The following is a 13,407-nucleotide window of genomic DNA, read 5'->3' on the forward strand; positions in this document are numbered from 1 at the left end:
GCCCGCTCCCACAAGGGAGTCAGCGGCGGTTTGGGAATTCCTGGTGCATTTGCGCAAGCAGTGCATCCTTGTCCTGCCACAACTGGTTGATCCAGCCCTGGAACTCCAGGCGATAGGCGCCGTCCTGGTCGTAGTTCCTGCCGACGAACTGCGGCGGGATCGGCAGTTCCTGGAAATGCACCACCACTTCCCCCACGTTGCCGCAGAGCAAGTCCCAATAACCCGGACGCCCGCCCGGATAATGGATGGTTACGTTGATGATCGATTCCAGTTGTTCACCCATGGCATCGAGCACGAACGCGATGCCACCGGCCTTGGGCTTGAGCAGATAACGGAACGGTGACTGCTGCTGGGCATGCTTGCCTTCGGTAAAGCGCGTGCCTTCGGCGAAATTGAAAATGCCCACTGGATTGTTGCGAAACTTCGCGCAGGTCTTGCGGGTGGTTTCCAGGTCTTTGCCTCTCTTTTCCGGATGCTTTTCCAGATAGGCCTTGGAGTAGCGTTTCATGAACGGGAATCCCAGCGCCCACCAGGCCAGGCCAATTACCGGCACCCAGATCAGCTCCTGCTTGAGAAAGAACTTCAACGGGCGGACGCGGCGATTGAGCACGTACTGCAGCACCATGATGTCGACCCAACTCTGGTGGTTGCTGGTGATCAGGTACGAATGCTGGTAGTCCAGGCCCTCCAGGCCGCTGAGGTGCCAGCGGGTGCGGCGCAGCAGGTTCATCCAGGCCTTGTTGTGGCTGATCCAGGCTTCATGGATGTGGCTCATCAGCCAATCGGTGAAGCGTCGGGCGGCGGGGAAGGGCAGCAGGAGCTTGACGATCGCCACGATGAACAGTGGCGTACAGCAGGCAATGGTATTGAGCGCCAGCAGCAGCGAGGCGATGACGCCTCGCACCGGGGCAGGCAGGAAATCCAGCATTTAAATATCCATGGGTCGGTTGGCGGCTTGGATCGCGGTGAGGGCGATGGTGTACACGATGTCATCGACCTGGGCGCCACGGGGCAAGTCGTTCACCGGTTTGCGCAGGCCCTGGAGCATCGGCCCGAGGCTGACACAATCGGCACTGCGCTGGACGGCCTTGTGGGTGGTGTTGCCGGTGTTCAGGTCCGGGAAGATGAACACCGTCGCCCGCCCGGCCACCTGGCTGTTGGGCGCCAGTTGCCGCGCTACGGTTTCGTTGGCGGCGGCGTCGTATTGCAGCGGGCCGTCGATCAACAAGCCATGTTGCGCCTCGTGGGCCAGCAGGGTGGCTTCGCGGACTTTTTCCACTTCCTCACCGCTGGCCGATTCGCCGCTGGAATAGCTGAGCATTGCCACCCGTGGCGTGATGCCGAATGCGGCAGCCGAGTCGGCGCTTTGCAGGGCGATCTCCGCCAGCTCCGCCGCGCTGGGGTGCGGGTTCATCACGCAATCGCCATACACCAGCACTTCCTCGGGGAACAGCATGAAAAATACCGATGACACCAGGGAGCAGCCTGGTGCCGTCTTGATCAACTGCAGGGCCGGACGGATGGTGTTGGCGGTGGAGTGGACAACGCCGGACACCAGCCCGTCGACTTCGTCCAACGCCAGCATCATCGTGCCGATCACCACGGTGTCTTCCAGTTGCTGCTCGGCCATCGGCGCATTCAGGCTTTTGCTCTTGCGCAGTCGCACCATCGGTTCGACGTAACGCTCGCGTATCGAATCCGGGTCGAGAACTTCCAGCCCCGGCGGCAGCTCGATGCCCTGGGCGCGGGCCACGGCTTCGACGTCGGCGGGTTTGGCCAGCAGTACGCAGCGGGCGATGCCTCGGGCCTGGCAAATGGCGGCGGCCTGGACCGTCAGCGGTTCGCTGCCTTCCGGCAGGACGATGCGCTTGTTGGCGGCCTGGGCGCGCTGGATCAATTGATAGCGGAACACCGCTGGTGACAGGCGCATTTCCCGCGGGGTGCCGCAGCGCTGATGCAACCACTGGGCGTCCAGGTGGCTGGCGACGAAATCGGTGATGATCTCCGCACGTTCGCGGTCGTCGATCGGGATTTCCTTGTTCAGGCCATTGAGCAGGTTGGCGGTGTCATAGGAGCCCGTGCTCACCGACAGTACCGGCAGGCCCGCCTGCAGGGCGCCACGGCACAGTTCCATGATGCGTGGGTCGGGCAGTGTATCGCTGGTCAACAACAGACCGGCCAGAGGCACGCCGTTGATGGCGGCCAGGCTCACGGCGAGGATGATGTCGTCGCGATCCCCCGGCGTCACCACCAATACGCCGGGCTTGAGCAGTTCCACGGTGTTGCGCATGGTGCGGGCGCAAATAATGATGTTGCTCATGCGCCGGCTTTCGTAATCGCCGGCATTGAGTACCTGGGCGCCCATCAGGTCGGCCACATCGCGGGTGCGCGGAGCGTTGAGTTCGGGCCGGAAGGGAATACAGCCCAGCAGGCGGAAATCGCCGCTGCGCAGCAAGGGCGAATGCTCCTTGAGCCGGGCGGAAAACGCTTCCATGCTTTCGTCGGTGCGGACTTTGTTGAGGATCACGCCGAGCACTTTCGGGTCTTTCGGCCCGCCGAACAGTTGGGCCTGCAACTCCACCCGTCCGGAAAGCTCGGTCAGTACCTCGTTTTCCGGCGCTGACACCAGGATCACCTCGGCGTCCAGGCTCTTGGCCAGGTGCAGGTTGACCCGGGCGGCGTAACTGGCGTTGCGGGTCGGGACCATGCCTTCGACCACCAGTACGTCCTTGCCGACGGCCGCCTGCTGATAAAGCGTAATGATTTCTTCCAGCAGCTCATCGAGCTGGCCGTCGCCGAGCATGCGCTCGACATGAGCCAGGCCCAGCGGCTGTGGAGGCTTGAGACCGTGGGTACGGGCCACCAATTCGGTCGAGCGTTCCGGGCCGGTGTCGCCGGGGTGAGGCTGGGCTATGGGTTTGAAAAAACCGACCTTCAGCCCGGCCCGTTCAAGGGTCCGCACCAGCCCGAGGCTGATGGAAGTCAGGCCCACACCAAAATCGGTGGGCGCGATAAAAAAAGTTTGCATGCGGATTCTCTAAGGGAGCATGGCAAAGGCGAGGCCTATGTATAGCCGTCTACCATTTATTCAGTCACCAAGAGTATCGCTGACCGGCGCCTGAGCACACCAGCCGCAATCAAAGGGCTGGCCTATTTTTTCAATACGTTGCGTGGGATCCAGCACCCACGCCCGGGACTGCCAGGGGGGCTGGTGGCGCAGGTGCTGGGTATGCCCGCAGGACAGCTCGGCCACCCAGTGACCCTCCTCGTCCTGGTGGAAACCGGTGACCGTCGGTCTGGGCGCACGGGCCCGTTTGTCAGGGTTCCGTTCGCTTTCGGGCAAATCCTTGTTTAGACTTGTCCGTTCTTCATTCTTATGCAAAAGGTCTCGCCCCATGCTGATCGCCGCCAATAAGGCTGTCTCCATCGACTATACCCTGACCAACGACGCTGGTGAGGTCATCGACAGCTCTGCCGGCGGCGCTCCGCTGGTCTACCTGCATGGCGCAGGCAACATCATCCAGGGCCTGGAAAAAGCCCTGGAAGGTAAAACCACCGGTGACGAACTGAACGTGACCGTTGAACCGGAAGACGCCTACGGCGAATACTCCGCCGAACTGGTCAGCATCCTGAGCCGCAGCATGTTCGAAGGCGTGGACGAGCTGGAAGTGGGCATGCAGTTCCATGCGTCGGCGCCGGATGGCCAGATGCAGATCGTCACCATCCGCGACCTGGACGGCGACGACGTTACTGTAGACGGTAACCACCCGTTGGCCGGCCAGCGCCTGAACTTCAAGGTCAAGGTTGTCGACATCCGCGATGCCAGCCAGGAAGAAGTGGCTCATGGTCACGTCCATGGCGAAGGTGGTCACCACCACTGATTTTTCTGCGCTACGCTGAAATGAACAGGAAAGGCGCCATGGGCGCCTTTTTTAGTCGGTTACCGGCCATGGCTGTTTCGAAGATCCGCAAACCTGGAGTTCGTCATGAGTGCTTTTCACGACCTTAAACTGAAAGCCCTGGGTGGTCAGGAGCTTCCTCTGGCGCCTTTCAAGGGGCAAGTCGTGCTGGTGGTCAACGTCGCCTCCAAATGTGGCCTGACGCCTCAGTACGCGGCGCTGGAAAGTCTCTATCAGCAATACAAGGACAAGGGTTTCAGCGTGCTGGGCCTGCCCTGCAATCAGTTCGCCGGGCAAGAGCCGGGAACCGAAAAAGAAATCCAGGAATTCTGCAGCCACGAGTATGGCGTGACGTTTCCGCTGTCCAGCAAGCTGGAAGTGAACGGTCATGACCGGCATCAGCTCTACCGCCTGCTGGCGGGCGAGGGCGCCGAGTTCCCCGGGGACATCACCTGGAACTTCGAGAAATTCCTGCTCGGAAAGGACGGCCGGGTGCTGGCGCGCTTCTCGCCGCGTACGGCGCCGGATGATCCGACTGTGATCCAGGCGATCGAGAAAGCGCTGGGCTGAACCGCAGAGCCCAACTGAACCCTGTGGCGAGGGGATTTATCACCTCGCCACAGGGTTGGCGGCTGGCTTTTGATCCTTAATCACTCCAATCAATAGTGCTACCCAGCACGCCCCGCGCTGCATATTATCCTCGTCATATCGACCTGCGACCTTGTCCCCGTGGAGTGCCTCATGCCCGTAAAAGCCCTGTTCAAACCCTTCCAACTCGGCGCGTTCGAGCTGCCGACCCGGGTGGTGATGGCACCGATGACCCGTTCCTTTTCGCCGGGCGGTGTGCCGAACGCCAAGGTCATCGAATATTACCGTCGCCGCGCAGCGGCCGGGGTTGGCCTGATCATCACCGAAGGCACGACGGTCGGGCACAAGGCTGCCAACGGCTATCCGAACGTGCCGCACTTCTACGGCGGTGCAGCACTCGCCGGCTGGCAGCAAGTGGTCGATGCTGTGCACGCCGAAGGCGGCAAGATCGTTCCACAGTTGTGGCATGTGGGCAGTGTGCGCCGCACCGGGACCGAACCGGATGCCAGCGTGCCGGGCTATGGCCCGACCGAGAAGCTCAAGGACGGCCAGGTGGTGGTCCACGGTATGACCCAGGCAGACATCGACGAAGTCATCGCCGCCTTCGCCCAAGCCGCAAAAGACGCCCAGCGCATCGGCATGGATGGCGTAGAGATTCATGGCGCCCACGGTTATCTGGTGGACCAATTCTTCTGGGAAGGCAGCAACCAACGCACCGATGGTTACGGTGGCAGTCTGGCCAACCGTTCGCGCTTCGCCATCGAATTGATCCGTGCCGTGCGAGCCGCCGTGGGCGAAGGATTCCCGATCATCTTCCGGTTCTCCCAATGGAAACAACAGGATTACACGGCGCGCCTGGTGCAGACCCCCGAAGCCCTGGGTGAGTTCCTCAAGCCGCTGTCCGAGGCTGGCGTGGATATTTTCCACTGCTCGACACGTCGCTTCTGGGAGCCGGAGTTCGACGGTTCCGAATTGAACCTGGCCGGCTGGACCCGCAAACTCACTGGCAAGCCGACCATCACCGTTGGCAGCGTTGGCCTGGATGGCGAGTTCCTGCAGTTCATGGTCAATACCGACAAGGTCGCGCAACCGGCCAGCCTGGAGAAACTGCTGGAGCGCCTGAACAATGACGAATTCGACCTGGTGGCGGTAGGCCGTGCGCTGCTGGTGGATCCGGACTGGGCGCAGAAAGTGCGCGAAGGTCGGGAGCAGGAGATCCTGCCGTTCAGCCGTGAAGCGCTGATGACGTTGGTTTAAGCGGCGTTTGCTCTGACGCCATCGCGAGCAGGCTCGCTCCCACAATCAGATCTTCAGCGAATGCATATCTGTGTTCGACCAGATCCATTGTGGGAGCGAGCCTGCTCGCGATGGCTATTGCACTGGCACCGAAAAATCAGCGCATCGTCGACGGCGCAGGCATCCCCTGCTCACCCACACAAGCCCCCCGCAACTGCGCCTCGAACTGCTCGATCACCGACGCCCAACCCTGGCGGCTGGCGTGCTGGCGGGCATTGAGCCTCACGCAACGTAACGCTTCGGGCTCCTCCAGCAACCAGCGGGCCCCATCGCAGAACGCATCCTCATCCCCCGGCATTGCCAGCACGCCGTTATAGCCATGGCGGATATGCTGTGCCGCGGCGGCCTGGTCGTAGGCCACCACACCCAGCCCGGACGCCAGGGCCTCCAGCACGACATTGCCGAAGGTTTCGGTCAGGCTCGGAAAGACGAACACATCCCCGCTGGCGTAGTGGCTGGCCAGCGCCTCGCCACGTTGGGTGCCGCAGAAAATCGCATCGGGCAATGCCTGCTCCAGCGCAGATCGTTGCGGGCCGTCGCCGATCACCACCAGCTTCATCCGTCGCTGCGGGAACGCACTGCACAGCCTGTCGAAACAACGCTTGAGCAAGCCGAGATTCTTCTCCGGCGCCAGGCGTCCAACGTGGATCACGGCAATATCGTCATCGCCCAGGCCCCAGCTTTCCCGTAGGGAGACCGAGCGCTTGACCGGATGGAACAACTGGCTGTCGACGCCGCGGGACAACAGCATGACGCGCTCGAAATGCCGCCGTTCCAATTCCAGTTGCTGGCTGAGGCTGGGCACCAGCGTCAGGTTGGAGCGGTTGTGAAACCAGCGCAGGTAATGGGTGAGTGCGCGACTGAGCAACCCGAGACCATACTGCTGGGTGTATTGCTGGAAATTGGTGTGGAAGCCACTGACCACCGAAATATCCAGGCGTCGCGCTGCCCGCAATGCCGACAAACCCAACGGCCCTTCGGTGGCGATGTACAGCACATCGGGACGCTGACGCTTCCAGCGCCGCAGCAGTTTGTGCATGGATACCTGGCCCCACTGCAACCCCGGATACCCTGGCAGCGGCCAGCCCCGGCACAGCAGCAAATCGTCGCTGGCCTGGCGTTGATCGGTGGCTTGTCGCGGACGCACCAACTCAACCCGGTGCCCTCGGGCACACAAACCCTCATGCAAGCGGCCCAAGGTATTGGCCACGCCATTGATTTCCGGCGGGAAGGTTTCGGTGATGAGGGTGATATGCAGGTGTGTGCTCATGACCCCAGTGTCGACCGGGGCCATTTCGCCAGTGTGACGCCTTGGTGATGGATTTGTGACCGGTTCAGCCTTGGCGCGCCAACGCGGCCTCGGCCCCTTGCTCGCGCACCCAGAACAGGGTCGCCCCGGCCACGGCCGCCGGCATCATCAGGATATTGACCACGGGGATCAGCAGCGCCAGGTACACGCTGCCGCCAAAACCCAGGCTCTGCCAGCGTTTCTGTCGCAGCCAGGCGAGCATCTCGTTCCAACCCAGCTTGTGGTTGTCCGCCGGGTAGTCGATGTATTGGATCGCCATCATCCACACGCCGAACAGCAACCACAGTGGCGCGGCCACGAGGTTGACCACGGGAATGAACGACAGCACGAACAGCCCCAGGGCGCGGGGCAGGAAGTAGCCGAGCTTGCGTGCTTCCCGGGCCAGGGTGCGCGGGACCATGGCAACCAACTCGCCCCAACTGAAGGCCGGGAAGTCGTCGGAGCCACGGACCACCACCTCGACTTTCTCTGCCAGAAAGCCGTTGAACGGCGCGGCGATGATGTTGGCGAGCATCGTGAAGGTAAAGAACACCATCAGCACCACCAGTACCACGAACAGCGGCCAGAGGATGTAGCTGAGGAAACTCAACCAGCCCGGCAGCGACGGCATCAATGTGTCGACCCACAGGCTGAATTGATGGCCGGCCAGGTAGATCAGGCCGACGAACAATACGAGGTTGATCGCCAGCGGCAACAATACGAACAAACGCAGGCCCGGGCTCAAGACCAGCTTGAGGCCTTCTTGCAGATATTGCGGGCCGGACAGGACGGGGGCGGGCATGGGAAGCTCCGAGAGAAGGTGAACGCGCCGACCTTACCGGCTTTGCCTCGCGCGGGAAAGCGTCTACACGGCGTGTAACAGGTTTATTGAGCGGACGACTCTATTGGAGGCGCTGCCCGACATAGAACTCACCTATGAGCTGGATTGTTAAACCGTATTTCCTTAATCTTCGCTCCCTCGATACGCTGCACCCATTCTTTTTCAAGGCCGTCGAACCAAAGCCTTCCCTAAGTGCATCAACGGTCTTTTTTATTCCCGCCGCTCAGCCGGCGCTCCGGCCCGCAAGGGCTGGTCAATTGGAGCAGGTCATGTCTGAAGTTCGTCATTCGCGAGTCATTATTCTCGGTTCCGGCCCAGCCGGTTACAGCGCCGCGGTTTATGCGGCCCGTGCCAACCTCAAGCCATTGTTGATCACCGGCATGCAGGCCGGCGGTCAACTGACCACCACCACCGAAGTCGACAACTGGCCAGGCGACGTCCACGGCCTGACCGGCCCGGCCTTGATGGAGCGCATGAAAGAACACGCCGAGCGTTTCGAGACCGAGATCGTCTTCGACCACATCAATGCCGTGGATTTCGCCGCCAAGCCGTACACCCTGACTGGCGACAGCGCGACCTACACCTGCGATGCCCTGATCATCGCCACCGGCGCCAGCGCCCGTTACCTGGGCCTGCCCTCGGAAGAGGCGTTCATGGGCAAGGGCGTTTCCGCTTGCGCTACCTGCGACGGTTTTTTCTACCGCAACAAGCCGGTGGCAGTGGTCGGTGGCGGCAACACCGCCGTCGAAGAAGCCCTGTACCTGGCCAATATCGCCAGCACGGTCACCCTGATCCACCGTCGTGAAACCTTCCGCGCCGAGAAGATCCTGATCGACAAGCTCAACGCCCGCGTAGCCGAAGGCAAGATCATCCTCAAGCTCAATGCCACTCTGGACGAAGTGCTGGGTGACAACATGGGCGTGACCGGTGCCCGCCTGAAAAACAACGACGGCAGCTTTGACGAGATCAAGGTCGACGGCGTCTTCATCGCCATCGGCCACACGCCGAACACCTCGTTGTTCGAAGGCCAGTTGGAACTCAAGGACGGTTACCTGGTGGTCAAGGGCGGCCGCGACGGCAACGCCACCGCTACCAGCGTCGAAGGCATCTTCGCTGCCGGTGATGTGGCCGACCACGTCTACCGCCAGGCCATCACCTCGGCCGGTGCCGGCTGCATGGCGGCCCTGGACACCGAGCGTTACCTGGACGGCTTGCAGAACGCTTCGTTCTGATTCATCAGGTATGAAAAAACCGGCTTTGGCCGGTTTTTTCATGGGCGTCGTTTCCACCCGAATCCTGTGGGAGCGGGCTTGCTCGCGAAAGCGGTGTGTCAGTTAGAGACTAGTTGCCTGACACTCCGCTTTCGCGAGCAAGCCCGCTCCCACAAGGTTTTTTGTGGTCAGCCACATGGCAACTCAGACCAGCTTCGCCAGGCACGCCTCGAGAATATCCAGGCCTTCCTCCAGCAGCGCCGGTTCGGTCGTCAACGGCGCCAACAGGCGGATGATGTGCCGCGACTTTCCGCTGGGCATCAGCAATAACCCTGCGTCCCGAGCGAGCGCCAGCAACTGGGTCAACTGTGCCGCTGCCGGGGTACCGTCGACATGGACCAGTTCGATGCCACGCATGGCGCCGACGCCCGTCAGGCGGCCCAGGAACGGTGTCAGTCCACGGCGGCGCCATGATTCGTAGCGGCTGACAATCGCCTCTTCCTGTTGCGTACCCCAGGCGCGCAGGTGCGCATCGGTCATTTCCTCCAGCGTCGCCAGTGCGGCGGCGCAGGCGATGGGGTTGCCGGAATAGGTGCCGCCCAAGCCGCCCTTGGGCAGGTTGTCCAGCAAAGCCTTGCGCCCCACCACTGCCCCCAGCGGGACACCGCCGGCAATGCTCTTGCCCAGGAGGATCAGGTCGGGCTCGATGCCCAGTCGCGAGAACGCAAAGCGCTGGCCGGTGCGCCCGAAGCCGGACTGGATTTCATCGATGATCAGCACGATGCCCTTGTCGTCACAGAACTGCCGCAGGGCCTGGGCAAAAGGGATGTCCAGCGCCAGGAAGCCCGCCTCGCCCTGTACCGGTTCGACGATGAAACAGGCCACATCGTTGACGTCGATCTCCACGCTGAACAATCGCTCCATGGCCTGTAAGGCTTCTGCGCAGGTCACGCCGTTGTCCTTGCTGGGGTAGGGCAGGTGATAGACCGGCCCCGGCAGCACACCGATTTTCTGTTTGTAGGGCGCGACCTTGCCGTTGAGGTTCAGAGTGGCCAGGGTGCGGCCATGGAAGCCGCCGTCGAAGGCGATCACGGCGGTGCGGCCCGTGGCCCCGCGCACGATCTTCAAGGCGTTTTCCGCCGCCTCCGCGCCGCTGTTGGTGAGCATGCCGCTGATGGGGTAGTCCACCGGGACAAACGCGGTCAGGCGCTCCATCAATTCGATATAGGGCGCATGAGGCACGGCATTGAAGGCGTAATGAGTCAATCGAGTGGCCTGCTCGCGAATGGCCTCGACAACGCGTGGATGGCAATGGCCGAGGTTCAGCACGCCGATGCCGCCCACGAAGTCGATGTAGCGATTGCCGTCGGTGTCCCAGACCTCGGCGTTTCTGCCGTGGCTGAGGCTGACGGGGTGCACGACGGAAATCGATTGGCTGATGGTTTCGCTGCTCATGAAGGACGGCTCGCAAGGGAAGAAGGCGTGCGCTATTCAAGCTGCGAGCGAAGGGGGGCGGCAAACGAAATAAAGTTGCCGGGTCAATCTTAAAAGTCGGGATGTGGGAATTGGAGTCTTGCAACGGCTCGTTGTGGCGAGGGGATTTAGCGAAACGTCGCACCGCCCCTCGCCACAGATGCGGGTTGCAACTTTAAAATCAGCGGCGTTGCAGGGGCTGGGCCGCAAACTTCACACCCGCCAGGCCGTGGACCATCAGCGCGCGGATATTGCCGTGGTCTGTGCCCTCGGGGGTTGCCAGCACCGAGCGGTAATGCTCGCCGAACGCCAGCAGCGCTTCTTCGTCGCTCAAGCCTTCGAGCAGAGCCAGGCCGAGGGTCTTGCAGGAACCTTCGTTCTGCCCGGCCGCGTTCTCCACGTTGCCGTTGGTGAAAGGCTGGGGCTGATAGTCATAGCCATCCTTGATGAAAGCCAGGGTCTCGGCGAAGGTGTGTTCGCCGCTCTGGAGACGGGTGCGCAGGGTGTTCAGATCAGGCATCGGGTTTTCCTTTGGCGAACGCCGCTTGCTGTTCGGCGCTGGCTTCTTGCTGGTATTGGGCTTTCCATTCGGCGTACGGCATGCCGTAGACCCGTTCACGGGCGTCATCGAGGCTGATCTCGATCTGGCGTTCATCGGCAGCGGCCTTGTACCACTTGGACAGGCAGTTGCGGCAGAAGCCGGCAAGGTTCATCAGATCGATGTTCTGCACATCCTTGCGGCTATCCAGATGGGCTACCAGCCGACGGAAAGCGGCGGCTTCGAGTTCGAGGCGTTGTTGGTCGGTCATGGTGGTCTCTTCGAGACAGCTGCAAGCGGCAAGCTTCAAGCTGCAAGATGGATTGAGGGAGCCAAGCTTACAACGTGTGGCTTGCCGCTTGAAGCGGCTACGCAGTCGCTCGGCTGGCCGCCAAAGTGATCGACACCGACTCGGCAAAACGCAAGGCGTGGGGTTTGTCGACTTCGACTTCGGCGTATTGCACCGACTCGTTGGTCATGACCAGGTCCAGCAACTCCTGGGTCAGGCGTTCCAGCAGAGCGAAGCGATTGCTTTCCACGTGGGCGATGATCGCCTTGGTGATGGTGCGGTAGTTCAGCGCATGATCGATGTCGTTGTCACGAACCGCTTCCTGTGCCGGGTAGAGGATGGTCAGGTTGATCAAGACATCCTGTTTGTTGAGGATTTCATCCTCGTTGATCCCGATGAAAGTGCGCAGGCGCAGGTCCTTGACCCGGATGCGCGCCATGGCTGGCTGAAGTTGTGGCATTTACTTGCTCCGTCGAATCAATTGCAGGAACTCCTGGCGAGTGGTGCTGGATTCGCGAAAAGCCCCGAGCATCACTGAAGTGTTCATGGTCGAGTTCTGTTTTTCGACACCGCGCATCATCATGCACATATGCTGGGCCTCGATGACCACCGCAACACCGGCGGCCTGGGTAACCTGTTGCACCGCGGCGGCGATTTGCCGGGTGAGGTTTTCCTGGATCTGCAGGCGGCGGGCGAACATGTCCACCAGCCGGGCGATCTTCGACAGCCCCAGGACCTTGCCCGTAGGAATATAAGCCACATGAGCCTTGCCGATGAAGGGCAGTAAATGATGTTCGCACAGGGAATAGAGTTCGATGTCGGCGACGATCACCATTTCGTCGCTGTCCGAATCGAACAGGGCGCCATTGACAATCTGTTCGACGCTTTGCTCGTAGCCATGGCAAAGGTACTGCATGGCCTTGGCGGCACGAGCCGGTGTGTCCAGCAGGCCTTCGCGCTCCGGATCTTCGCCCAGGCCGATGAGGATCTCGCGGTAATTCTGAGGCAGGGATAGCGCCATGATGGATCCTCAAGAAGGCTATTTGACGTGCCGCCCGCCGTTGACGGTCAGGGTCGTGCCAGTGACATAGGGGTTGTCCAGCAGATACCGCAGGCTCTGGTAGATGACTTCGCTACCGGGTTCGATGCCCAGCGCCGACTTGGCCAGGGTCCTGGCGCGATAAGCGGCGTCGTCTTCGGCCTTGAACAGTAGCAGGGCCGGTGCAATACCGTTGACCTTGATCGCCGGTGCGAACTTCGCTGCGAACGACAGGGTCAGGCTGTCGAGCCCAGCCTTGGTGGCGCAATAGGCGATGTGTTTGCTGCTGCCCTTGCGGGTTACATCGTCGCTGATATGCACGATATCCGCGGGATGTGAACGCCGTAGCAGCTCGGCACAATGCAAGTTGATCAGGTACGGCGCAAGCATGTGCACGCCGAACATGGCATTGAAGGCTGCCGATTCATCGCCTGGCGTTTCAACCAGCCATGCAGAGGCGTTGTGCACGATGGCCCGCAACCGGTCAGTGTGCTGCTTGAGCTGTTCGATAAAAGCCAGGATCCCGCCTTCGCTGGAAAAGTCGGCAAACATCACGGTCGCCCCGAGATCCCGGAGCGTCTGGACGCCTGGACGCTCGGTGCGATATGTGATGATGACCGGATAACCGTCTTCCAGCAATCGCCGGGCACAGTGCAAGCCGACACGCTGGGCTGCGCCGGTGAGCAGGATAGGAGCGTCGGTACTGGGCATGGAGGGGGCTCGGTTCACAGCGGAAGAAAACTATATCAGTGACTGCGAGATGTACCTATTTGTAGCGGCTGTACCTGGGTCGGACCGGTCGCCCAGGTGTTTTTTCATGACGGCACGACATGGAAAATTTTGTGTCAAAAAATAACAAAGTAGCGTGTCCAGTCGGTTTGCGCTTGTCATCATGCGACTAAGAGGGAGTAAACTGGGATCCAATTTACCGCCCGGGCCTGTCAG

Annotated in this window: 15 protein-coding genes; 4 read left to right on the plus strand and 11 right to left on the minus strand. The window is 61.3% G+C overall.

Annotated elements, in window-relative coordinates:
• Positions 1 to 19: 19 nt before the first annotated feature.
• Genes FBX99_RS08225 through FBX99_RS08235 form a run of 3 tightly spaced genes read right to left on the minus strand, consistent with a single transcriptional unit; the run spans position 20 to position 3,427 of the window.
• Entirely contained in the window at positions 20 to 928 is a 909-nt protein-coding gene (locus FBX99_RS08225; RefSeq protein ID WP_144922861.1) for an acyltransferase, read from the minus strand.
• Positions 929 to 3,028: a phosphate acetyltransferase gene (pta, locus tag FBX99_RS08230; RefSeq protein ID WP_144922864.1), complete on the minus strand. Its 2,100-nt coding sequence runs from the start codon at positions 3,026 to 3,028 to the stop codon at positions 929 to 931. It abuts the gene before it with no gap.
• A gap of 60 nt (positions 3,029 to 3,088) precedes the next feature.
• Positions 3,089 to 3,427 (minus strand): DUF3565 domain-containing protein, encoded by a 339-nt coding sequence (locus tag FBX99_RS08235; RefSeq protein ID WP_144922867.1) that lies wholly within the window; start codon positions 3,425 to 3,427, stop codon positions 3,089 to 3,091.
• Here FBX99_RS08235 and FBX99_RS08240 point away from each other — a divergent pair.
• From FBX99_RS08240 to FBX99_RS08250, 3 genes are all read left to right on the plus strand, one after another.
• Complete coding sequence (locus tag FBX99_RS08240; RefSeq protein ID WP_145131197.1) at positions 3,396 to 3,881, plus strand: peptidylprolyl isomerase; 486 nt, start codon at positions 3,396 to 3,398, stop codon at positions 3,879 to 3,881. The two genes, FBX99_RS08235 and FBX99_RS08240, sit on opposite strands and share 32 nt — an antisense overlap.
• 105 nt (positions 3,882 to 3,986) lie before the next feature.
• Positions 3,987 to 4,469: a glutathione peroxidase gene (locus tag FBX99_RS08245; RefSeq protein WP_144922870.1), complete on the plus strand. Its 483-nt coding sequence runs from the start codon at positions 3,987 to 3,989 to the stop codon at positions 4,467 to 4,469.
• Positions 4,470 to 4,640: 171 nt separating this feature from the next.
• Positions 4,641 to 5,744 carry an NADH:flavin oxidoreductase gene (locus tag FBX99_RS08250; RefSeq protein ID WP_145131199.1) on the plus strand — a complete coding sequence of 368 codons (1,104 nt, stop codon included), beginning with the start codon at positions 4,641 to 4,643 and terminating at the stop codon, positions 5,742 to 5,744.
• A 136-nt stretch (positions 5,745 to 5,880) separates the two neighbouring features.
• Here FBX99_RS08250 and FBX99_RS08255 read toward each other — a convergent pair whose 3' ends face one another.
• Together FBX99_RS08255 and cysZ are read right to left on the minus strand one after the other, a co-directional pair.
• On the minus strand, positions 5,881 to 7,077 hold the full coding sequence (locus FBX99_RS08255) for a glycosyltransferase family 1 protein (RefSeq protein WP_145131201.1): 1,197 nt from the start codon (positions 7,075 to 7,077) through the stop codon (positions 5,881 to 5,883).
• Positions 7,078 to 7,117: 40 nt separating this feature from the next.
• Positions 7,118 to 7,873 carry a sulfate transporter CysZ gene (gene cysZ, locus FBX99_RS08260; RefSeq protein WP_144922879.1) on the minus strand — a complete coding sequence of 252 codons (756 nt, stop codon included), beginning with the start codon at positions 7,871 to 7,873 and terminating at the stop codon, positions 7,118 to 7,120.
• Between the two features lie 308 nt (positions 7,874 to 8,181).
• Between cysZ and trxB the strand changes: the two genes are divergently transcribed.
• Positions 8,182 to 9,144, plus strand: coding sequence for a thioredoxin-disulfide reductase (gene trxB, locus FBX99_RS08265; RefSeq protein WP_003205459.1), 963 nt, complete (start codon positions 8,182 to 8,184; stop codon positions 9,142 to 9,144).
• Between the two features lie 183 nt (positions 9,145 to 9,327).
• On the opposite strand, the gene FBX99_RS08270 is transcribed toward trxB, so the two are convergent.
• From FBX99_RS08270 to folM, 6 genes are all read right to left on the minus strand, one after another.
• On the minus strand, positions 9,328 to 10,578 hold the full coding sequence (locus FBX99_RS08270; RefSeq protein WP_145131203.1) for an aspartate aminotransferase family protein: 1,251 nt from the start codon (positions 10,576 to 10,578) through the stop codon (positions 9,328 to 9,330).
• 199 nt (positions 10,579 to 10,777) lie between these two features.
• Positions 10,778 to 11,116 (minus strand): HopJ type III effector protein, encoded by a 339-nt coding sequence (locus FBX99_RS08275; RefSeq protein ID WP_144922885.1) that lies wholly within the window; start codon positions 11,114 to 11,116, stop codon positions 10,778 to 10,780.
• Positions 11,109 to 11,405 carry a DUF1244 domain-containing protein gene (locus tag FBX99_RS08280; protein WP_144922888.1) on the minus strand — a complete coding sequence of 99 codons (297 nt, stop codon included), beginning with the start codon at positions 11,403 to 11,405 and terminating at the stop codon, positions 11,109 to 11,111. Before FBX99_RS08280 ends, FBX99_RS08275 begins: the two co-directional genes overlap by 8 nt.
• Positions 11,406 to 11,502: 97 nt before the next feature.
• The gene (gene folX, locus FBX99_RS08285) at positions 11,503 to 11,883 is read right to left on the minus strand and encodes a dihydroneopterin triphosphate 2'-epimerase (protein WP_144922890.1); all 381 of its coding nucleotides are present in this window, start codon (positions 11,881 to 11,883) and stop codon (positions 11,503 to 11,505) included.
• On the minus strand, positions 11,884 to 12,444 hold the full coding sequence (folE, locus tag FBX99_RS08290) for a GTP cyclohydrolase I FolE (protein ID WP_024777516.1): 561 nt from the start codon (positions 12,442 to 12,444) through the stop codon (positions 11,884 to 11,886).
• An 18-nt stretch (positions 12,445 to 12,462) separates the two neighbouring features.
• Entirely contained in the window at positions 12,463 to 13,173 is a 711-nt protein-coding gene (gene folM / locus FBX99_RS08295; protein WP_145131205.1) for a dihydromonapterin reductase, read from the minus strand.
• Positions 13,174 to 13,407: the final 234 nt, after the last annotated feature.

This window comes from Pseudomonas sp. SJZ074, from assembly GCF_007828215.1.
Lineage (GTDB): Bacteria > Pseudomonadota > Gammaproteobacteria > Pseudomonadales > Pseudomonadaceae > Aquipseudomonas.